Source organism: Paenibacillus sp. FSL R7-0297 (assembly GCF_038009025.1).
GTDB lineage: Bacteria > Bacillota > Bacilli > Paenibacillales > Paenibacillaceae > Paenibacillus_AQ.
Window position 1 is genome coordinate 5277779 of record NZ_JBBPAQ010000001.1, and the last position, 19338, is coordinate 5297116.

21 protein-coding genes and 1 riboswitch are annotated in these 19338 nt (G+C 53.0%); of the genes, 13 read left to right on the top strand and 8 right to left on the bottom strand.

Annotated elements, in window-relative coordinates:
• Window positions 1-311: 311 nt before the first annotated feature.
• Window positions 312-1130: a helix-turn-helix domain-containing protein gene (locus tag MKZ24_RS23110; protein WP_039303582.1), complete on the top strand. Its 819-nt coding sequence runs from the start codon at window positions 312-314 to the stop codon at window positions 1128-1130.
• A gap of 2 nt (window positions 1131-1132) precedes the next feature.
• Here the strand turns inward: MKZ24_RS23110 and MKZ24_RS23115 are convergent, their stop codons facing one another.
• Complete coding sequence (locus MKZ24_RS23115) at window positions 1133-1345, bottom strand: hypothetical protein (protein ID WP_340787056.1); 213 nt, start codon at window positions 1343-1345, stop codon at window positions 1133-1135.
• 260 nt (window positions 1346-1605) lie between these two features.
• Between MKZ24_RS23115 and MKZ24_RS23120 the strand changes: the two genes are divergently transcribed.
• Window positions 1606-2286, top strand: coding sequence for a TIGR00266 family protein (locus MKZ24_RS23120; RefSeq protein ID WP_042235978.1), 681 nt, complete (start codon window positions 1606-1608; stop codon window positions 2284-2286).
• A gap of 105 nt (window positions 2287-2391) precedes the next feature.
• Here MKZ24_RS23120 and MKZ24_RS23125 read toward each other — a convergent pair whose 3' ends face one another.
• The gene (locus tag MKZ24_RS23125) at window positions 2392-2982 is read right to left on the bottom strand and encodes a TetR/AcrR family transcriptional regulator (RefSeq protein ID WP_042136757.1); all 591 of its coding nucleotides are present in this window, start codon (window positions 2980-2982) and stop codon (window positions 2392-2394) included.
• A gap of 138 nt (window positions 2983-3120) precedes the next feature.
• Window positions 3121-3594 (bottom strand): ferric iron uptake transcriptional regulator, encoded by a 474-nt coding sequence (gene fur, locus MKZ24_RS23130; protein ID WP_042136755.1) that lies wholly within the window; start codon window positions 3592-3594, stop codon window positions 3121-3123.
• Window positions 3595-3847: 253 nt separating this feature from the next.
• On the opposite strand from fur, the gene MKZ24_RS23135 reads away from it, so the two are divergent.
• Together MKZ24_RS23135 and MKZ24_RS23140 are read left to right on the top strand one after the other, a co-directional pair.
• Window positions 3848-4423, top strand: a complete 576-nt coding sequence (locus MKZ24_RS23135) for a hypothetical protein (RefSeq protein ID WP_042136753.1) — start codon at window positions 3848-3850, stop codon at window positions 4421-4423.
• A gap of 132 nt (window positions 4424-4555) precedes the next feature.
• Window positions 4556-5230 (top strand): S-layer homology domain-containing protein, encoded by a 675-nt coding sequence (locus MKZ24_RS23140; protein ID WP_340787070.1) that lies wholly within the window; start codon window positions 4556-4558, stop codon window positions 5228-5230.
• Between the two features lie 86 nt (window positions 5231-5316).
• Here the strand turns inward: MKZ24_RS23140 and MKZ24_RS23145 are convergent, their stop codons facing one another.
• From MKZ24_RS23145 to MKZ24_RS23160, 4 genes are all read right to left on the bottom strand, one after another.
• On the bottom strand, window positions 5317-6066 hold the full coding sequence (locus MKZ24_RS23145) for an amino acid ABC transporter ATP-binding protein (RefSeq protein WP_340787073.1): 750 nt from the start codon (window positions 6064-6066) through the stop codon (window positions 5317-5319).
• 12 nt (window positions 6067-6078) lie between these two features.
• Window positions 6079-6747, bottom strand: coding sequence for an amino acid ABC transporter permease (locus tag MKZ24_RS23150; RefSeq protein WP_042136746.1), 669 nt, complete (start codon window positions 6745-6747; stop codon window positions 6079-6081).
• A gap of 93 nt (window positions 6748-6840) precedes the next feature.
• Window positions 6841-7695 carry an amino acid ABC transporter substrate-binding protein gene (locus tag MKZ24_RS23155; RefSeq protein WP_340787078.1) on the bottom strand — a complete coding sequence of 285 codons (855 nt, stop codon included), beginning with the start codon at window positions 7693-7695 and terminating at the stop codon, window positions 6841-6843.
• A 262-nt stretch (window positions 7696-7957) separates the two neighbouring features.
• Window positions 7958-9478, bottom strand: coding sequence for a DHA2 family efflux MFS transporter permease subunit (locus tag MKZ24_RS23160; protein WP_340787080.1), 1521 nt, complete (start codon window positions 9476-9478; stop codon window positions 7958-7960).
• Window positions 9479-9823: 345 nt separating this feature from the next.
• Between MKZ24_RS23160 and MKZ24_RS23165 the strand changes: the two genes are divergently transcribed.
• From MKZ24_RS23165 to MKZ24_RS23205, 9 genes are all read left to right on the top strand, one after another.
• Window positions 9824-10489 (top strand): TetR/AcrR family transcriptional regulator, encoded by a 666-nt coding sequence (locus tag MKZ24_RS23165; protein ID WP_340787083.1) that lies wholly within the window; start codon window positions 9824-9826, stop codon window positions 10487-10489.
• Between the two features lie 68 nt (window positions 10490-10557).
• A riboswitch (TPP riboswitch) is annotated at window positions 10558-10660 on the top strand.
• A 112-nt stretch (window positions 10661-10772) separates the two neighbouring features.
• Complete coding sequence (locus MKZ24_RS23170; RefSeq protein ID WP_340787086.1) at window positions 10773-11555, top strand: ABC transporter ATP-binding protein; 783 nt, start codon at window positions 10773-10775, stop codon at window positions 11553-11555.
• Window positions 11536-12312 carry an ABC transporter permease gene (locus MKZ24_RS23175; RefSeq protein WP_340787098.1) on the top strand — a complete coding sequence of 259 codons (777 nt, stop codon included), beginning with the start codon at window positions 11536-11538 and terminating at the stop codon, window positions 12310-12312. Before MKZ24_RS23170 ends, MKZ24_RS23175 begins: the two co-directional genes overlap by 20 nt.
• Window positions 12309-13388, top strand: a complete 1080-nt coding sequence (locus MKZ24_RS23180; RefSeq protein WP_340787100.1) for an ABC transporter substrate-binding protein — start codon at window positions 12309-12311, stop codon at window positions 13386-13388. The genes MKZ24_RS23175 and MKZ24_RS23180 overlap by 4 nt, the downstream gene beginning before the upstream one ends.
• 75 nt (window positions 13389-13463) lie before the next feature.
• Entirely contained in the window at window positions 13464-14261 is a 798-nt protein-coding gene (gene thiM, locus MKZ24_RS23185; RefSeq protein WP_340787102.1) for a hydroxyethylthiazole kinase, read from the top strand.
• 27 nt (window positions 14262-14288) lie between these two features.
• Window positions 14289-15116 carry a bifunctional hydroxymethylpyrimidine kinase/phosphomethylpyrimidine kinase gene (thiD, locus tag MKZ24_RS23190; RefSeq protein ID WP_042235945.1) on the top strand — a complete coding sequence of 276 codons (828 nt, stop codon included), beginning with the start codon at window positions 14289-14291 and terminating at the stop codon, window positions 15114-15116.
• Entirely contained in the window at window positions 15113-15784 is a 672-nt protein-coding gene (thiE, locus tag MKZ24_RS23195; RefSeq protein WP_042235943.1) for a thiamine phosphate synthase, read from the top strand. The genes thiD and thiE overlap by 4 nt, the downstream gene beginning before the upstream one ends.
• A gap of 207 nt (window positions 15785-15991) precedes the next feature.
• Window positions 15992-16468, top strand: coding sequence for a MarR family winged helix-turn-helix transcriptional regulator (locus MKZ24_RS23200; RefSeq protein ID WP_042235941.1), 477 nt, complete (start codon window positions 15992-15994; stop codon window positions 16466-16468).
• A gap of 20 nt (window positions 16469-16488) precedes the next feature.
• Window positions 16489-18300 (top strand): ABC transporter ATP-binding protein, encoded by a 1812-nt coding sequence (locus MKZ24_RS23205; RefSeq protein WP_340787105.1) that lies wholly within the window; start codon window positions 16489-16491, stop codon window positions 18298-18300.
• 90 nt (window positions 18301-18390) lie between these two features.
• Here the strand turns inward: MKZ24_RS23205 and MKZ24_RS23210 are convergent, their stop codons facing one another.
• Window positions 18391-19335 carry a hypothetical protein gene (locus MKZ24_RS23210; protein WP_340787107.1) on the bottom strand — a complete coding sequence of 315 codons (945 nt, stop codon included), beginning with the start codon at window positions 19333-19335 and terminating at the stop codon, window positions 18391-18393.
• Between the last annotated feature and the right edge of the window lie 3 nt (window positions 19336-19338).

The following is a 19338-nucleotide window of genomic DNA, read 5'->3' on the forward strand; positions in this document are numbered from 1 at the left end:
TTGCTCTCACTCCTAAGTTTGATCCGAGAGTCAGACTGATCTTGCCGCCACCGCCCTTTGCCCGCACCTATGCCAGGCATTCCACCTGAACAAACGGGCTGTAAACATAGGATGGAATATAGCTGTCTATCTGCCATCCGCTGCGTCCAGTGTTTGCCTATGTAGCGATCAGAGCCGCAATACAGCCTCCCCCACATCATTTGTATGTTTTTTTGCTTAGGTACATGGTAATATGAAAGCGTATATAATAAAATGAATAATATGATTAAAACATGAACAATCTGCTTATCATTTAACAACCAGGAGGACTCATGACACCTAACGCAGCCTGCCACATCCTATCCGCCGGATTCTCCTTCCACCGCAAGCCGTTTCATATGTCCCGCAGCGAAGGCGTCCAGTATTATCTGCTGCGCCTCCAGACCGAAGGACGCAGCCGGACGATGGAAGGCGGAGTCATCACTACTGTCGAGAGCGGCAATCTGATGCTGTTCGCACCGACTGATCCCTACTATTTAAGTATCGACAAGGAAGTCTACCCTGTCGGCAAGCCGCGGATTGAGAGCGGCGACTATCATATTTTCTGCAGCGGTCCCTGGATTGAAGAATGGTGGGGACGCAAGCATCGTCCGGCCGTACTCCGTCTGCCGCTCAGCGATCATATTCTTGGCCTGTTCCGCCAGCTTGTACTGGAGCAGCGCCGTTTATCGGATTCTTCACCGGATATCTCCGCGTGTTATCTGCAGATTCTATGTATGGAAATTGACAGGCTAATGTCCGAGCAGCCGGCAATTTCACCCAAGGCCTATCTTGCTTACCGGATGAAGCAATATGTCGAGGAGCATGCCGCGTACGCCTTCCGTCTGGAGGATGTGGCCGGCCATGTCGATATTTCCGTCTCCCGCGCGGTTCATCTGTTCAAAGAGGCGTTCGGCACTACGATTGTAAAATATGTAAATGACGTCCGGCTGGATATGGCGAGGGAGAAGATCACCTTCAGTCCGATGCCGCTGGAGCATGTCTCTGAAACTTGCGGGTTTGCCAATTATACGTACTTCCACCGTGTCTTCCGCAGCCGGTTCGGAATGTCACCCAAGCAGTACCGTATCCATAGCAGGGCGCAGGCGTAAGGTCAGGAGACCAGGAGGCATGCAAAAGGAGCGCCATCATTATAGATCCGCTCCTTGTGTTTAACTTTATTCAATTGCTGGCGCTTGCCGGGTGTCATTCGTACATGCTGGGAGATGGTGCCGTAATCCTGATTCATCCTGCGGTTTCTTTCGGCACACCAGGTGCCGGAGCGTCCTGCCTTCAGCAGAGCTTTTTGCGTGCGTGTACGTGCCATATGCGGTAACACTCCTTGCCATAATCTTATTCAGTACATGCGGTACTGTTATTTTAATATTAACATAATCACCACACTACTGCCCGGTATAATTAACTATAATAGTCGATTACCCTATGGCGAGCTTACGCGGCCTTGTCCCCGGCTTGCAGCGGAGCAGCTTGTTACAGTATTCTTGATGGGCAAGGTACATGCATCTGGTACAAGAATGTCATGCATCATACCCGGAATTGAATAGGCAGAATCAGGAGGAGAAATCAATGAAATACGATGTGCTGTATGACGGCGCTTTTGCCATGCTGAAGGTAGTCCTGGAGTCAGGAGAAAGTGTGAAGGCGGAGATGGGGGCGATGGTCGCCATGTCGCCGAATGTGGAGCTGAGAGGAACGGTAGACGGCGGTCTCATGCGGGGCCTCGGCCGGATGCTGAGCGGGGAGAAATTCTTCTTCCAGGAGCTGACCGCCACCCGCGGACAGAGTGAAGTGCTGCTCTCACCAGGGGCAATTGGGGATATTCAAGCCATTGAGCTGGACGGCTCGTACAAGCTGATGGTGCAGAAGGATGGTTTCCTGGCTGGAACCCACGGCATTCAAGTAAACACCAAAATGCAGAATCTGACCCGCGGTTTATTCTCCGGCGAAGGCTTCTTCATTGTAGAAATCAGCGGCAAAGGTACCGTCTTCCTCTCCTCCTTCGGAGCCATTCACGCCATTAACCTCGGCCCTGGCGAGGAAATGATCATTGATAACGGTCACCTCGTGGCCTGGCCGGATTATATGGAGTATAAAGTGGAAAAGGCAGCCTCCGGCTGGCTGAACAGCTTAACCAGCGGGGAAGCCCTGGTCTGCCGGTTCCGCGGCGAAGGCGTCGTTCTGGTACAAACCCGCAATCCCGGAAGCTTCGGGACGTGGATCAAGTCCTTTGTGCCGAACCGGCCGTAGCAGCGGCGGGCTGCCGATTCCGAAATTTAAAAAAGATTGAACCTGTTAATAGAAGAATCACAGGTTCAATCTTTTTTGGAAATTCATCCGCGTTTGACCGGGTACTTAAGCCATCAGCTTGTCGAAATGACTGGAAATGAGCATAATCATATCTTCCGGTGTTACCATTTCGGGATAGATTACACTATGGACGACCAATCCGTCTACTAATGCATGCAGCGTCTTAATTTCCCGGTCCAGATCCAGGTCCTGTCTTAACAGATTCACGGCATCCAGGTACTCCATCATCTGGCAGAAGCCGCTATACAGCCCGTTATGTACTTCCTGTTTCAGCGCCTGTATGGCGGGGTCCGCTGCTGCCCGTCCGACAAAAGCCAACCAGACCTCCGCTTCCGCTCTCCTCTCTTCATCAATGGGCATTAATTCATGAATCAGCCTCTCCACATCCTCCCGGGGATTCCCCGAGTATTGAAAGACCTCAACTCTCTGATAACTTCGTTCACTCACCAGTCTCATGGAGAAGGCAAGCAGCTCGGATTGGCTGGCAAAATAATGCCGCAGCGATCCCAGCGACATGCCTGCCTCCTTGGCAACATTCCGCACGGATACAGCTTCCAGACCATCACGCCGGATGATCCGCCAAGCCGCCTCCGCCAGATGATTACGGCGTTCATCATGGTCCACTTTTTTTGGCATAACGTCATTATAGCATGTGCACCAGCGTCATATCCCTGCCCCATAAGTCGCAAATGCGCTGATTCTCCGCTGCAGTCAAACAAAAAGACGCCGGCTGTTAAATCAGCCATGCGTCTTTGAATGTGCCCCAGCTGCGGCTCAGGATACAGCCCGGCATTCTTTATCGCCCTTGCAGCCGTTTCCCTTGCAGGTATTATAGGTGCCTTTGAAATCAAGCCGGTGATCGGTCACACTGAAGCCGTACTCACGGGCCAGCCGCGCTTCAAGGTCCAGCAGCCAGTCATCCTTGATCTCCTCCAGCTTGCCGCATACACTGCAGATCAGGTGGTGGTGCATATGAACATGATCGTCACCGCGCAGGTCATAGCGGGCAACGCCATCGCCGAAATTCATCTTTTCTACAATATGAAGTTCACACAGCAGCTCTAAGGTACGGTATACGGTCGCAAGTCCCAAATGCGGATAACTGCGCTTGACCAGCATATAGACCTCTTCCACACTTAAGTGATCCTTCTCGTTGTCCAGTAATACTCTTACTATAGCTTCGCGCTGAGGCGTAAGCTTATAATTCTGCGCCGCAAACTGCTGGCTGATATTTGCTACTCGGTTCACCCGGGTTCCCACCTTTCCGGAAGTTGAACAATTCCCGACAATAATTAGTAATCTTTACGATATAAGCATAACAAACTTGTCCGTCAAAGAAAAGGCCTGACACCAGTATAACATCACTTTTCCCCAAAAACGTATAAATAGGTTCTGCGGATTATGATTATATTATCGCCGGCTAGTCATACGCCCAATCCGAAGTGCGCCCTCCCTCCATACCTTATATAGACTAAATCTCTTATAAGTGAGGATGATCCGGATGGTGAAAATAAAACCTAAGCAGACCCAGCGGCTTGTAACAGCCCGTGTACTGCGCAGAGTAGCCACGGCCATGCTGCCGTTCTACCGGAAAATTGCCGGCAACAGCAGTTATGCCGCTGATTGGACAACCGCTGTTGTCTCCGCAGATCTTGATCTGATGGGCAGCCTGCTGGCCAGAATTCCCACCCTTTCCAGAGTAGAGAATTATGGGACGAACGGCATCGGCTATTTCATCTCGTTTCCTTTTCCGCTGCCGGTTGCGTTCTACACGAATGGAACAACGATTCCGCCGGGCACGGTCCAGTTCACCTTCAGTACAGCAGCCCACCGGAGCATCGCACGGGCCGTTATTCCGCTCTACCGGGAGCTCTCTGTAAATAACTGCTTCGCGGAGAGTCTGGCTGCAGCCATCCGGCGCAGAGACCGCGGTGCGGTAACAGCGATGGTACGCAGCCTCGTCACAGCAGATTCGCTGAAATCCGTAACCATTGAAGACAGCGGGATCGCGCTGCTGTTCAGAACCCGGTTCAGTAAATACCCTTACCGCAACCTGCTGTTCCAGGAAATGATGTAAAACGTCTGCAACCTTTTCTATTGTCATTGCGTCATTAGAGTCAAGTTGAAACGGTTACGCCGTGCTGTAACGGACAATCACCGGATCAGCGTGAAATCTAGTGGTACAACCTACAATAGAGGTGGAATTCAGATGAGTATCAAAAAAAACACGATCGCAGCTTTTACAGCCGTAACGCTTCTTACCTTCTCTTTCGGCGGACAAATTTTTGCAGCCGGCAGCAGCTTTAAGGATATTGACAGTGTAACCGGTAAGAACAAAATCAACTCTCTGAAGCAGCAGGGCCTGATCAAAGGGATATCGGATACCCAGTTTCTGCCCGCATCCACTGTAACTACAGCACAAGGCGTTCAGTTTATCACGGGCGGACTCCAGCTTAGCCTGGCCGCAATCAGTTTCAACAAGGCTCCCGTAGCCAGTGCGATCTTCTCCAAAGTAAAAGACAACGCCTGGTACGCAGAAGCCTTCATCAATGCACACTATAATGACGTGGATATTCCCGCTGATATTGATCCATCCAAACCGATTACCAAAGAGCTGTTCACCAGCCTGCTGATTCAGGGCGTTGAGAAGGCAGGCAACCTGCCGATGATCAACATCGTGCCGGTGGACATCGCCGATGCAGATGCGCTTGAGCCATCCTACCAGGGCACTATCCAGCGGTCCCTGAAATACAACATCAATACACTGGATGCTAACGGCAAGTTCAACCCGAAGAGCCAGCTCACCCGCGCCGAAGCGGCAATTATGCTCTACAACGCACTGGACTATTTGAACTCACGCAGTGATGGAGCAACACAGAACTAACTAATGGCTGAGTAAATTCACAAGCGGAAAAGGCAGTCCAGGATTCCCCTCCCGGACTGCCTTTTTGCGTTATTGCTTAAACAAGCTTAGACTTCTCCGCTGAGCCGGTTCAGGAACTGCAGGGCGCGCGGATTCTTCGTCTGCTCCAGCACCTGCTGCGGAGTTCCCTGCTCCAGAATGACCCCGTTATCCATTAAGATGATCCGGTCGGCCACATCGGCCGCGAATTTCATCTCATGGGTAACAATGACCATCGTCATTCCTTCCCGGGCCAGCTGCTTGATGACCTTCAGCACCTCACCGACCAGCTCCGGATCGAGCGCCGAGGTTGGCTCATCGAACAGCAGCACCTCCGGCTCGACCGCCATCGCCCGGGCAATCGCCACACGCTGCTGCTGGCCGCCGGACAGCTGATGCGGATAGGTATCCGCCTTGTCGGCCAGCCCTACCTTGTCCAGCAGGGCAAGCGCCTTCGTTCTGGCTTCCTCCCTGGAACGCTTCTGAACGGTCACCTGGCCCTCCATTACATTACCGAGCGCCGTCATATGCGGGAACAGATTGTAGGACTGGAAGACCATTCCCGTCTGCTGGCGAAGAGACAGCACGGTACGCTGTGGAATTTTGCCGCCGGGAGTGAAATCCAGCTTAATATTATTCAGAGCCAGGCTGCCCTTGTCGGGAGTCTCCAGCAGGTTGAAGCAGCGCAGCAGGGTGGTTTTGCCGGAGCCGGAAGGTCCGATAATGACCATCACCTGGCCATGCTCAACGGTAAGATCAACCCCCTTCAAGACCTGCAGCGGACCGAAGGATTTATGTAAATCACGTATTTCAATCATGGGTATGCCTCCTTAACTGGCCGAATACCGGTCCAGCCGCTTCTCCAGGTATTTCTGCAGCACCGATAATACTGAGCAAAATAACAGATAGAATAAACCCGCTTCGCAATACAACAGCAGCGGTTCATAGGTGGTGGCTGTAATTTGCTGAGCTTTTCTGAACATTTCTACATATGTGATGCTTGCTGCAAGTGATGTATCCTTCACCAGACTAATAAATGAATTGGATAATGGCGGAACCGATACCCGGGCAGCTTGAGGCAGAATCACCCGCCGCAAAGCCTGTCCACGGCTCATACCGACGGAGAAGGCAGCCTCCCATTGCCCTTTATGTATGGAGAGAATAGCCGCCCGGACAATTTCCGAGGAGTATGCCCCGACACTAAGGGTGAAGCCAATCACAGCTGCGATGAACGGATCAAGCACAATACCTACCGTAGGCAGCCCGTAGAAAATAATAAACAGCTGAAGCAGCAGCGGTGTTCCGCGGATGACCCAGACGTAGAAGCCGGCAATCAGCTTCGGAATTCTCCAGGAAGAGAGCCGCACAAGCGCAGTAATTACAGCAAGTGTAAGCCCAAGTGCAAAGGAGACCAAGGTCAGCGGAATGGTAAAAGCCACCCCGGCTTTGAACAGAGGCAGCAGTGAATCGAGAAATATTTGTATTTTGCGGTCATCCATCGTTCTGACATCCTTCTTGGAACGGCAAGGCGGAAGCAACCAGCTCCGCCCTGTGTCCATAAGTTATTTGAGACTGCCGTCAAGCAGGCAAGCTTATTTCGATACATTAGCTCCGAAGTACTTCTCGGAAATCTTCAGATATGTGCCATCATCATGCATGGCAGTCAGCGCTTCATTCACTGCCTGCACAAGCTCATCGTTACCCTTCAGGAAGACCGCTGCACTATACGAGCCTTCTGCAATCTCATCAACCTTCTTGATCTTGATATCAGGCTTCTGCTTCTTCAGATCCAGGAAGGACAAGCCGTCATTGACGGTTGCATCAATCCGGCCGGAGGTCAGCAGATCAATTGCCTGATTGAAGCCTTCGGTGGATACAATCTCTGCACCGTTATCCGTTGCAATCTGTCCGAGGTTACTTGTCAGGGACTGGCCGGCTTTCTTGCCCTTGAGGTCCGCGAATGATTTGATATCTTCATTATCTTCACTGACGATCAGCACAGCCTTGGATACGATATACGGGTCGGAGAAATCATATTTCACTTTGCGCTCATCCGTAATGGAAACTTCGTTGAAGATCGTATCGAACCGCTTGGCATCCATGCCGGCAAAAATACCGTCCCACTGAGTCTCGATAAACTCGGCTTCCACGCCCAGACGTTTAGTTACTTCTTCAGCAATTTCCACATCGAAACCGGTCAGCTTGCCGTCGGCATCATGATATGTGAACGGGGCATAGGTGCCTTCTGTTCCGATACGCAGCTTGCCGCTGGCTTTGACAGCTTCCAGACTATTCTGCTCAGCAGGTGCTGCACTATCAGTAGCCGCCGCAGTCGGTTCAGCCGCCGCATTGCCGCCTGTTGCTGAATTATTGTTATTGTTGTTGCCGCATGCCGCAACCACGGCCATGGTCAGGAGCAGCATAATTGTCAGACTAAGTTTTTTCATAAGATTAATCCCCTCTCATCTCTCTTTATGTTCCGGACTTGCCAGCAAAATGAATCGTAACACTGAGCTGTTACATCCGTCAATAACTTTTTCCGATAATAAACATCGGATTTATGTTATATAGGTTTTTGATAGTTTAGCTTGCCCCGAAATTGCATTTCTACATCAGTGGAAGACAAACTAAATGATCCACAACGCAAAACAGCGACCCTCCAGTAACGGAGAATCGCCGCCTTACTTCTTATGAATGTGAATGCACCTATTAACCGTGCATGATTTCAGGCAACGCTTTCTCCCTGGAGCCTCCGCTTTCTGGTTTGCGGCCCCTGCGCAGCAGCAGTCCAAGGACGGCGCCGCCTAAAGCTACAAAAATCATAATGTGGAAGGTGTCGGCAAAGCCTTGGGCCAATACAGTCTGCTTGGCCAGCTGCAGGGCTTCCTTCGAGACTCCGTCCACCGTCTGCCCGGCAGCGGCTGCCGCCTCCTGCATTTCAAGACCACGCGCGGAGGTTCTGGCCGTCAGAATCGTAACCAGTGTTGACACTGCAAGTGAGTTAATGACCTGCTGCATGGAGTTGGTGAGTGAGGTTACCCGGTTGACCAGATTGCCTGGCGCCTTGTTCAGCAGATGCGTATTCATCGGCATCATCATCATCCCCATCCCTGCACCGCACATGATTAGCGGAAGAATGAGATCACGGCTCTGGGTGGTCAGATCGACATGGGAATACTGAAACAATGCGCCAGAGACCAGACTGAGTCCGCAAACCACCAGCCAGCGCACCCCGATCCGGTCGAACAGAATTCCGGCAATCGGCATCATCAGCCCGGAAGCAATGGCCTGCGGCAGCAGGGTCAATCCGGTATCAAATGCGCCGAAGCCGCGGGCCTGCTGCAGAAACTGCGGCAGTAGAAATAAAGCACCATATAAGCCGAACTGGGCGATCCACTGCACGATAATTCCGGTGGTGAAATCCACGGATTTCAGAATCCGCAGCTCCAGTAAAGGGGTCCTGGAACGCAGCTCGGCAATGACAAAGGCAATCAGTGCAACAGCTCCCAGAGATAACCCGATTAGCGTTTTGTCCGAGGTCCAGCTCTGCGCACCCTGACTTACACCGTAAGTGAGTGAAGCAAAAGCCAGCGGTCCGAGCACCATTCCGAATTTATCCATGCCGGGAACGGTGTTCTTCGCCGCATTCGGCAGCTTTCGCAGCCCGATCAGCACACAGATAATACCGATGGGGATATTAATCAGGAAGATCCAGCGCCAGGAGTGGTATTCCACCAGCCAGCCTGACAATACAGGACCAATCGCGGGTGCGAACAGCACGGGAATCCCCATAATTCCCATAACAACGCCGACTTTACTCTTGGGAGCCAGTCTGTACACATAAGCCATCCCGACCGGGAGCACACAGCCCCCTCCGAGACCCTGCAATACCCGGAATACGACCAGCCATTCTGCACTGCTTGGCGTTGCACACAGAATGGAGCCGATCGTAAACACAATAACAGCTGTCAAAAAGACGTTCTTAGCCCCGAACCGGTCAGACAGCCAGCCTGACAGCGGAATGACCGAAGCCTGCGCCAGCATATACCCGGTTACAACCCACTGCAGCGTATGCAGGTCTGTATTGAAATCCACCACTAGTCTGGACAATGCCACATTCATTGCGGTACTGTCCAGCACAACCATAAATACGCCGGCAATAATAGCCAGCAGCGGAACTAGAATGCCGGATAACCGGAAATCGGCATCCTGCTTCAAGGTCTGATTCATACTCCTTCTCCTCCTGAATTGTCCGCAGTCAGCTACGTTGACCTGCGGGCAGGTTTGTCTATATAATTAGTGAACGGACAATTGTCCGTTATCGCATTTCATAGTCTACGGACAATTGTCCGATGTGTCAATTGTTTTACATAATTTCCTGTAAACAACACACAAGTTACCAGTGAATTACTTCGGGCTAGCGGAATACGTCAATTCCCCCTCACTTGATTCGTTACCGGCAGTATAGAGATTTATTAGAACTCACTGTAGGCATAAATGTTGTTTATTTTGCAGCTTTGATTCATGGATAGCCGGGTATCCGGATGGATTGTTGTATGACTGAAAGGGGATATTATGAAAAAAACAGAAACGGAAGTTGAACCTGTAACATCAGCAGCTCCCGAGAACACAGGGCACGCAGATAACGCTGCAAAAGAACCCGCCGATCCTTATATGCAGCGGATACTCGAAGCGGCCCGCCAGCTGTTCACCGAGAGCGGCCTCGAAGCTGTCAGTATGTACGGCATCGCCAAACGGGCCGGCATAGGACAGGGATCGCTGTACCGCCGCTTCACCGATAAGGGCGAAATCTGTTCGGCTCTGCTGCTGGACAGCACCGAGCAGTTTCTGTCGGGGATGGAACAGCAGCTTGCTGCCAGCGCCGGTGAAACGGCTGCCCTCGCGCATCTGCAGAGCAGCATTGAGCAGGTCGTTGGTTTCATTGAGCAATATGCGGAGCTCTTGAATATGATCAAATCTGAATTCACAGGCAAGAAGCAGCTTACCCAGTTCGAACATCCTTTTTTCCAGCGGCTCGGGAGGATTATGAGTGAACTTCTGCACCGCGCATCCGCGAATGGAGAGATTATCGGGATTGATCCCCGCTTCGCTGCCACAGCACTTATCTCTGTACTTAGTCCCGATCTTTACCTGTATGAACAGAAACGGAACGGATCCTCCAAAGAGGAAATCTCGCAGGGAATTGTTGCATTGTTCATAACCGGCCTCTCCAAGCGCTGAGTACAGGCTCTTTACAAGCGGAGGAATTATGGTATATTAAGTAGCAATTACGAATTCAATAGCACCTGTTATTTCACTAGGGGAGTCGGCCGACTGAGACGGAGCTTAAGCTCCGGACCCTTGGAACCTGATCTGGATCATACCAGCGGAGGGAAGTGGAGCAGAATGTATCAGCGGTTCCGCGTCTTTGCAAACTGACTGTACCTTCAGACCCATTCATTTCCTCCGGAAATGGATGGGTCTTTCTTGTTTTCGTAGCGTAATCACTTTTCCCTAAGGAGGCTTGCTTCTCCATCCTATGATCAACATCGCGAACCTGTCCTATTCTTTCGGCGCAGCTTCAAGGGCTCCGGTCTTCTCCGAAATCTCCATGAAGGTCCGCCGCGGGGAGTTCATCTCCGTCGTGGGGGCCAGCGGCTGCGGCAAAAGCACGCTGTTCAAGATTATCGCCGGCCTGCTGGAACCCGGCAGCGGCGAGGTTGCACTGCACGGGCAACCGTCCAAAAACACCTCGGAGCGGCTCGGCCAGGTCGGATATATGCCGCAGCGGGATCTCCTGCTGCCGTGGAGAACCGTGCTGGACAATTGCCTGCTGCCCTGGGAACTGAAGCGGAGCGGCTCCAAAGAGGAAGCCGTTATCCAGATTCGCAGCATGCTGCAGCAGTTCGGCCTTGGTGAGACCGGGGCTGCGTATCCGCATGAGCTGTCGGGCGGCATGCGCCAGCGGGTTGCGGTGCTCCGCACCCTTGCCGCCGGGAATGAGCTGCTCCTGCTGGACGAGCCGTTCGGGGCGTTGGACGCCATAACCAAGCGGGAGCTTCACCGCTGGCTGCTGGAATTATGGTCGGGACTGGAGAAGACTGTGCTGTTCATTACCCATGACCTTGAAGAAGCGCTTCTGCTTAGCGACCGCATCTATCTGATGACCGGCGGTGCCGGGGGCGGTATGCAGGAGTTCATCACCGGTCTCCCCCGTCCCAGACATCACAGTCTGAATTACGAACCGCAGTTTGTTGCCCTGCGGAAGGAGTTGGAGCTGAAGCTGTATGACAACCGTCTTTTATAGAAGATTGCTGCGGGAATACAGCCCGGCTATTCTGCTCGTGCTGCTGATCCTTGCAGTCTGGGAAACGGTGTCCCGGCTGGGGCTGATTCCTCCGTTCATCCTGCCGGCCCCCACTGCCATCTGGAGCGCTCTGATGGAGGAGCGGCGTCTGCTCTTCGGTGTGCACCTGCCCGCAACGCTGCTTGAGGTACTAACAGGCTTCGCTCTGTCCGTCTTCTGCGGCAGTCTGCTGGGAACGGGCATGCATCTATTCAGGCCGATGGCCAAGGCGCTGTATCCGCTGCTGATTATCAGCCAGACGATTCCGCTGGTTGCCCTCTCTCCCCTGTTTATCATGTGGTTCGGCTACACCTTGTGGAGTAAGGTCGCCGTAGTGTTCCTGACCGCCTTCTTCCCGGTGGTTGTCGGCACCTACGACGGGCTGGGCAAGAATACGGAGCAGTACCGCGAGCTGTTGTTGACGCTTGGCGCGAACCGCTGGCAGATTCTCCGCAAGGCTGCTGTTCCGCTGGCCCTGCCGTCCTTTTTCTCCGGACTGAAGCTGTCGGTAGTGTACTGTGTCATAGGCGCTACCATCGGCGAATGGCTGGGTGGCAGCCAGGGGCTCGGTTACTTCAGCCGGAGAATGGCCGGCAATCTGCAGAGTGCCGAGATGTTTGCCGCTGTTGTGCTGCTGTCCGCTCTTGGGATCACTCTGTTTCTTTGTATTGCTACGCTTGAGAAGTTATTTTTGAAGAAAAGAGGACGTTATTCATGACTCCAATCCGCTATACCCGTTATCTCTACCCCCGTAGTGCTCAACCTTATAAGTTGCTGCCTTATGTACTGCTACTGTCTGTTCTTTTGGTTCTGCCCGGCTGCGCCGGCAATAACGGGCCGACTGGCTCCGGCTCATCATTGGCATCATCCGCTCCGGCGGCAGCCGCAGACGGTACAGCCCATAAGCTGACGATCATGCTCGACTGGTATCCGAATGCCGTTCATTCCTTTTTGTATGCAGCTCAGAGTGAGGGGTATTTTGCCGAAGAGGGGCTTGATGTTGAGATACAGATGCCTGCCGACAGCAACGACGCGCTGAAGCTGGTAGCTGCCGGACAAGTCGATCTGGCCCTCAGCTACCAGCCGCAGGTGCTGATGGCCCGGGGAGAGCAGATTCCGGTCAAATCCGTCGCCGCTCTGGTACGGCATCCCCTGAACCATCTCATGGTTTCCGCAGACAGCGGAATAACCCGCCCCGGAGAGCTCTCAGGCAAGCAAGCCGGTTACTCCTCCATTCCGCTGTATGAAGCCATGCTGCACACTATGATCCAAACCGATGGCGGCGATCCCGCCTCCCTGAAGCTGATTGACGTTGGCTTTGAGCTTATCCCTGCCCTCTCCACCGGGCGTGTGGATGGAATTATGGGCGGCTTCATCAACCATGAGCAGCTGATATTAGAACAGGAAGGCCATCCTGTGCGTTCGTTCAATCCGGTAGACTACGGGGTTCCTGATTATTATGAGCTGGTGCTGGTCGCAAGTGACCAGGGTCTACAGGATTCCTCGGCATATTTCCAAAAGTTCATGAATGCTGCGCGCAAGGGTCAGCAATTCGTCACTAAGCAGCCGGAGCAGGCGCTGAAGCTTCTGCTGGAGCATCAGGATGCCACCGCACCGCTTGATGAAGCCATCGAGAAGCGCAGCCTGGAAATTCTGCTGCCGCTTATGGACGCCGGGTCACAGCCCTTCGGATATCAGGATACCGCTTCCTGGGAGAATGTCCGTAAATGGCTGAGCGAGGGCGGTCTGCTGGCAGAGGAAGTTGACAGTGCAGATGCTTTTATTAATTTATAGAACATGCTTTCGAAGTTAGTTTTGCGAAATGATCTCAAGCATGCGTATGCTATCAAACTTTCAGGAGGAATAATCATGTCTTTTGTATCTAAGGTACGGCAGGCAAATCCGCTCGTACATAACATTACCAATATTGTTGTGGCTAATTTCACCGCTAACGGACTGCTGGCGCTGGGGGCTTCCCCGTTCATGGCCGACGCACTGGAAGAGGTGGCGGATGTTGCCGCGATGTCCGGGGCGGTCGTGCTGAACATCGGTACACTGAATGAAGCCGCCATCGCTTCAATGGTGAAGGCCGGACAAGCCGCGAACCGGCATGGTGTCCCGCTCGTGCTCGATCCCGTTGGAGCAGGCGCTACACCGTACCGCACTGACGTTACCGCGAAGCTGCTCGGTGAGCTGCAGCTGACCGCTCTGCGCGGCAATGTGGCCGAAGTTGCCAATGTCGCCGGAGAGAGTTGGGCGAGCAAAGGCGTCGACGCCGGAGCAGGTGACGGCGATGTGATTGCCTTGGCGAACAAGGCTGCGCGGAAGCTGGACTGCGTGGTGATCATCACCGGCAAGGAGGATATCATTACCGACGGCACGCGCACCTACATCGCCAGCAACGGCCATTCCATCCTGACCCAAGTGACGGGAACCGGCTGTCTGCTCAGTGCCGTAGTAGGCGCATTTCTTGCAGTAAGCGGCGGGAATGCGCTTGAGGCAGCTGCCGAAGCAATCTCGTTCTACGGCGTGGCAGCCGAGATTGCCGCTGAAGCCGCGGAAGGACAAGGACCCGGCAGCTTCCAGATGGAGTTCCTGAATCAATTGTCCCTGGTCACACCAGATATCTACAGCAGCCGGTCACGCCTGCAGCTGCTTGAACAATAAACCGCACCTTATAGAGGAGAATATCCGATGACCCTTATACGTAAAGCGTTAACGATTGCCGGCTCTGACAGCGGCGGCGGTGCCGGTATCCAGGCTGATCTGAAGACCTTCCAGGAGCTTGGAGTCTACGGAATGTCCGCGCTCACTGCGGTCACGGCACAGAATACCTTAGGCGTTCAAGGTGTATATCCGCTGGAGCCGGAAGCCGTTGCTGCACAGCTGGATTCTATTGGGAGCGACTTGGCGCCAGATGCCATTAAGACCGGTATGCTGTTCAGCAGTAAGATTATCGGTGTTGTCGCGGATAAGGTGACAGCGTACGGCTGGCAGCAGCGGCTTGTGATCGACCCGGTAATGATTGCCAAGGGCGGGTCCGCTCTGCTGCTGCAGGAAGCCGTGCAGGCACTGATTAACGGATTGCTGCCTCTGGCACTTGTGGTTACTCCTAATCTTCCCGAAGCAGAGATTCTCACCGGGATGAAGATTAATGGAATAGCAGACAGAGAACAGGCTGCAAGACTCCTGCATCAGATGGGGCCGCAGTACATTGTTCTTAAGGGTGGACATGATCCGTCAGGCGATCAGCTGGTGGACCTGCTCTATGACGGCCGGGAATTCCAATATATGACCAGTCCGCGGATCGAGACCAGGCATACGCATGGGACCGGCTGTACTTACTCGGCGGCAGTGACGGCAGGACTTGCGCTCGGCCACTCCATTGATGAAGCGGTTCATACAGCCAAAGCCTTCATTCAGGCAGCTATTGAGGACAGTCTGAACCTCGGGGCAGGACACGGGCCGACCAATCATTTTGCTTACGGGAACCGTATCAGATCAAGGGGGCAGCAGCTATGAAACGAATGGACCGTGAGGATATACGCAAGCTCCTTAAGGTATATTTCATTATGGGCAGCGTGAACTGCCGCATCTCTCCAGCCGAGACTTTATCTGCCGCAGCAGACGGGGGAATCACCTTATTCCAGTTCCGTGAAAAGGGTCCCGGTGCTCTGACCGGCGCTGCTCTGCTAGAGCTTGGCCAGCAGCTCCGGGCAATCTGCCGGGACCGGCAGATTCCGTTCATCGTCAATGACGACCTGGAGCTGGCGGTAGCACTTGATGCAGACGGGGTCCATGCCGGCCAGGATGATCTGCCGGCCCGGACGATCCGCCAGCGGCTCGGCGAGCACAAGATCATCGGCGTTTCCGCCCATAATCTCGCGGAAGCGCAGCAGGCTATTGCGGACGGAGCCGATTATCTCGGGGTCGGTCCGGTCTACCCCACCTCCTCCAAAGACGATGCCGAAGCCGTTCAAGGGACGGCTGTCATTGAAACGCTCCGCCGCAGCGGACTTAATGTTCCCCTGGTAGGGATCGGCGGTATTAGCCTGGATAACGCCCTGCCGGTAATCCGGGCCGGTGCAGACGGAATCTCCGTCATCTCGGCCATTGCCGGAGCGGAGGATATCCGGGAGACCGCGAGGGCATTCGGGCGGATTATACAATGCGGAATGCTTCCGGAATGAGCTTATATAAATGAGCGTATTTCAATTACAAATACACCCGCTGCTGCCTTCACACAGGCGCTGCGGGTGTTTCTTATGTATTCCGGCATAATCTGTTTACCGCTATTTCAGCGTAACATTTACTTTTGGAATATTCAGGCGTATAATCAGTTTACATTGTTAACTGTTAACAAAAGAAACTATTATCAGATCAGAGGAGGTTGCCCCATGACAGATCCGGCGCAGACGATAGAGGTGTATCATTCCTTGCTTGCCGTTGCCCGCCAGCTCCGTAAGCTGGCCCATCAGAGCGCTGCGGATCTCGGTTTAACCGTGCATCAGATCGGTATACTGAATTCTCTCCTCAAGCATCCGGGTCAATCGCAGAAGGAAATAACGGAGCGTCTGGTATTTGCCAAGAGCCGCGTAAGCCTGCATATTGATGTGTTGGCCGAGAAGGAACTGGTGACCCGGACCGCCTCCGAGGCAGACCGCAGGGAAACGAGGCTGAATCTCACACCGGCAGGTGAAGCGCTGTGCAGGCAATATAACGAAGACGCCTACTCATACCAAATGCTGGGCGCGGCTCTGGATCATTTTTCCGGAGAAGAAGTCCAGTCGCTCATTCAAATGCACTCACAGCTGCTCGAACAGCTGACCCGGAATCAGGATAACTTAAATACACACAAAGCTGGTGATGAATAATGGGAAGAGGCTTCGGTCCAATGGGATTCGGCGGGCCCGGGCATGGCAAATTAAAGTTCGACGATGATGAGGCGAAGCCGGATATATCCAAGACGCTGCTGCTCCGCATCGTGAAATATTTCCTGCCTTACTGGAAGCCGACCCTGCTGGTGATGATTGTGCTGTGCATTACCGCAGTGCTCGGGCTGCTCCCTCCGATCCTGATTCAGCATATTATTGACCGCGCGCTTCCGGATAAAAACCTGAGGCTGCTGGTTCTGCTCGTTTTTGCCTCACTCGGAACAACTGTAGTGTCCGGTCTGCTGGGAGTGCTGCAGAATTACCTTAACTCTTTTATCTCGCAAAATATTGTCCATGATATGAAAAATCAGATGTACCGCCATTTGCAGGGCATGCCGCTGCAGTTCTTCTCAGGGGTCAAGCAAGGCGAAGTCATCACCCGGATGACCAGTGATATTGCCGGAATTCAGGGCGTGTTCAACAGCACCATCGTTAATTTTGCCAGCAATCTGTTCATTCTGACTACGACAGCGGCAACTCTGTTTATTATGAACTGGAAGCTGGCGCTGCTGGGCATACTGGTCGTCCCCCTGTTCATTATGCCAACCCGCAAAATGGGCAATGTACGCTGGAAGCTGGCCAAGGAAACCCAGGAGAAGATCTCCGAGCAAAACCAGATCATCCAGGAAACGCTCAGTCTCAGTGGATATATGCTCATGAAGCTATTCACCAAGGAAGACACCGAGCTGGCAAGCTTCAGAACCGTTAATGCCCAGGCGACTCGCCTGCAGATCAGAGAATCGATGGCCGGCCGCTGGTTTATGCTGGTCCTCACCACCTTCACCAGTATCGGGCCCATGCTGATATATCTGTACGGGGGTTATTTATTTATTCAAGGAGAGCTGACGGTGGGTGCGATTATCACCTTTGTGGCGCTGCTGGGCAGATTATACGGGCCGGTCTTGCAAATGACTAATCTGTATGTGGATGTGAACCGGTCGGTGGCGCTGTTTGAACGGATTTTTGACTATTTCGATATGGACCCGCTGATTGTGGATTCGCCGCTGGCCCTGCCAAGCAGTGCTGACGGCCAGGATATCGTCTTCGACAAGGTGAATTTCGCCTATCAGCCGGGCAAACCGGCCCTGAAGGAGATTTCCTTCACGGCTGCCGCCGGGTCACTGACTGCGCTGGTCGGCCCCAGCGGAGCGGGTAAAACGACCATTACCAACCTCATCCCCAGACTCTATGAACTGGATTCGGGTGTGATCCGCATCGGCGGCAAAGATATCCGTGAATTCACGCTGCACTCCCTGCGTTCTCAGATCGGGCTGGTTACGCAGGATACGTATCTGTTCAACGGAACCATCCAAGAGAATCTGCTCTATGCAAGCGCCAGTGCCACTGAAGCTGAGATGATTGCTGCCTGTGAAGCCGCTTATATTCATGATTTCATTATGCAGCTCCCTGAAGGCTACAATACGGTAGTCGGTAACCGGGGAATCAAGCTGTCCGGCGGAGAGAAGCAGCGGATCTCGATCGCCCGCGTGCTGCTCAAGAATCCGCCCATTATTATCATGGATGAAGCCACCTCGTCACTGGATACAGTGTCGGAGTTCTATATCCAACAGGCGATGCATCAGCTGCTGCTGGGCAAGACCAGCATCGTTATCGCTCACAGGCTTTCCACCATTATGGCTGCCGATACGATTCTCGTCGTTCAGGACGGCGCTATTGTGGAGTATGGACAACATGCTTCTCTGCTGGCGGACAACGGGGTCTACAGGGATTTGTATAACAAGCAGTTTCAGGCATCAGAGTCCGCCACTTGATGTTGTACGGAATTGAAAAAAGGGATTCACGGAGGCCATTAACCGCTGCCTCCGGAATCCCTTTTTAGAATTGAACAGACAAGTCCAGGTTTATCTCTCTGTACGCAATGGCTCCAGCTTGTCCATCCATCCGCTGAAGTATTCCCGCGTCTCGTTCTTCTTCAAGCGGTCATAATATTCGTCCACAAAACCGCCGTCTCCGGCACGCTGTCCTGCCCACTCATAGAATTCTTCAAACCGCGACAACGCAAAACTACGCTGCTCCAGAATCAGATAAGCACTGAGCAGGCTGTCCAATGTCAGGTCTGTGGGGTTATTTTTGTACTCCTGCTCATTTAGCCGCAGCTGGTCTTCCGCATATTGCTTGGTGAGGGTCTTATCCGGTACATACCGTGTTCCCTGAAGCTCATACACGCCTACCAGCGCTGGACCAAGCGGCAATTGCCCGGAAAAGGGACTTGCAAGCAAATCCTCATCTCCGTCCTGATCCGTATCCTCATAGTTCACCGAGACATTATCGTTAACAGTCACCTGCATGACTCCGTCGATTTCCTCCACGACAATATAGGATGATTCAGGACGGTTATCCATCAGACTGAACAAAAAGGTGGCATGGTTATTCTGCACAAGCGCTTCCGCCCAGAGATCATCCTCCTCACTCCAGATATTGCCGCCTTCAATCTTAATTCCGGCCTGCTTGCTGTCAAAGACAATCTTCCCGTCCTTCACAATCGCAAACTGCTTATACGTAAACTCCCCTTTGTTCCAGTAATACACCTCGTAGATCTGCCCGTTCAGCTGAACGGCATCCATATGTAAGAAGCCTGAATATTTATCCGAAATCTCCGGGGAGATTTCCGGTACTTCCCCCGTAAAATCAGCGGTTGCATCCGCCGGAGAGGCTTGTGGTGCAGTTGACTGTGCTGCTGCTTCTGAAGTCACAGATGCTTCCGGCGGCTCCGCAGATTCATTACTGCCGGTTCCCGAGCAACCGGCTATAACCATTAGCGCTAATAGCAAACTTATTATTCTCATTTG

Coding starts and splice junctions, on each gene's coding strand:
- MKZ24_RS23150 (WP_042136746.1), bottom strand. CDS start 6,747: ATGGATGACCGCAAAATACAAATATTTCTCGATTCACTGCTGCCTCTG.
- thiE (WP_042235943.1), top strand. CDS start 15,113: ATGAAACGAATGGACCGTGAGGATATACGCAAGCTCCTTAAGGTATAT.
- MKZ24_RS23125 (WP_042136757.1), bottom strand. CDS start 2,982: ATGCCAAAAAAAGTGGACCATGATGAACGCCGTAATCATCTGGCGGAG.
- thiM (WP_340787102.1), top strand. CDS start 13,464: ATGTCTTTTGTATCTAAGGTACGGCAGGCAAATCCGCTCGTACATAAC.
- MKZ24_RS23120 (WP_042235978.1), top strand. CDS start 1,606: ATGAAATACGATGTGCTGTATGACGGCGCTTTTGCCATGCTGAAGGTA.
- MKZ24_RS23200 (WP_042235941.1), top strand. CDS start 15,992: ATGACAGATCCGGCGCAGACGATAGAGGTGTATCATTCCTTGCTTGCC.
- MKZ24_RS23210 (WP_340787107.1), bottom strand. CDS start 19,335: ATGAGAATAATAAGTTTGCTATTAGCGCTAATGGTTATAGCCGGTTGC.
- MKZ24_RS23205 (WP_340787105.1), top strand. CDS start 16,489: ATGGGATTCGGCGGGCCCGGGCATGGCAAATTAAAGTTCGACGATGAT.
- thiD (WP_042235945.1), top strand. CDS start 14,289: ATGACCCTTATACGTAAAGCGTTAACGATTGCCGGCTCTGACAGCGGC.
- MKZ24_RS23160 (WP_340787080.1), bottom strand. CDS start 9,478: ATGAATCAGACCTTGAAGCAGGATGCCGATTTCCGGTTATCCGGCATT.
- MKZ24_RS23145 (WP_340787073.1), bottom strand. CDS start 6,066: ATGATTGAAATACGTGATTTACATAAATCCTTCGGTCCGCTGCAGGTC.
- MKZ24_RS23155 (WP_340787078.1), bottom strand. CDS start 7,695: ATGAAAAAACTTAGTCTGACAATTATGCTGCTCCTGACCATGGCCGTG.
- MKZ24_RS23110 (WP_039303582.1), top strand. CDS start 312: ATGACACCTAACGCAGCCTGCCACATCCTATCCGCCGGATTCTCCTTC.
- MKZ24_RS23180 (WP_340787100.1), top strand. CDS start 12,309: ATGACTCCAATCCGCTATACCCGTTATCTCTACCCCCGTAGTGCTCAA.
- MKZ24_RS23175 (WP_340787098.1), top strand. CDS start 11,536: ATGACAACCGTCTTTTATAGAAGATTGCTGCGGGAATACAGCCCGGCT.
- MKZ24_RS23135 (WP_042136753.1), top strand. CDS start 3,848: ATGGTGAAAATAAAACCTAAGCAGACCCAGCGGCTTGTAACAGCCCGT.
- MKZ24_RS23115 (WP_340787056.1), bottom strand. CDS start 1,345: ATGGCACGTACACGCACGCAAAAAGCTCTGCTGAAGGCAGGACGCTCC.
- MKZ24_RS23165 (WP_340787083.1), top strand. CDS start 9,824: ATGAAAAAAACAGAAACGGAAGTTGAACCTGTAACATCAGCAGCTCCC.
- MKZ24_RS23140 (WP_340787070.1), top strand. CDS start 4,556: ATGAGTATCAAAAAAAACACGATCGCAGCTTTTACAGCCGTAACGCTT.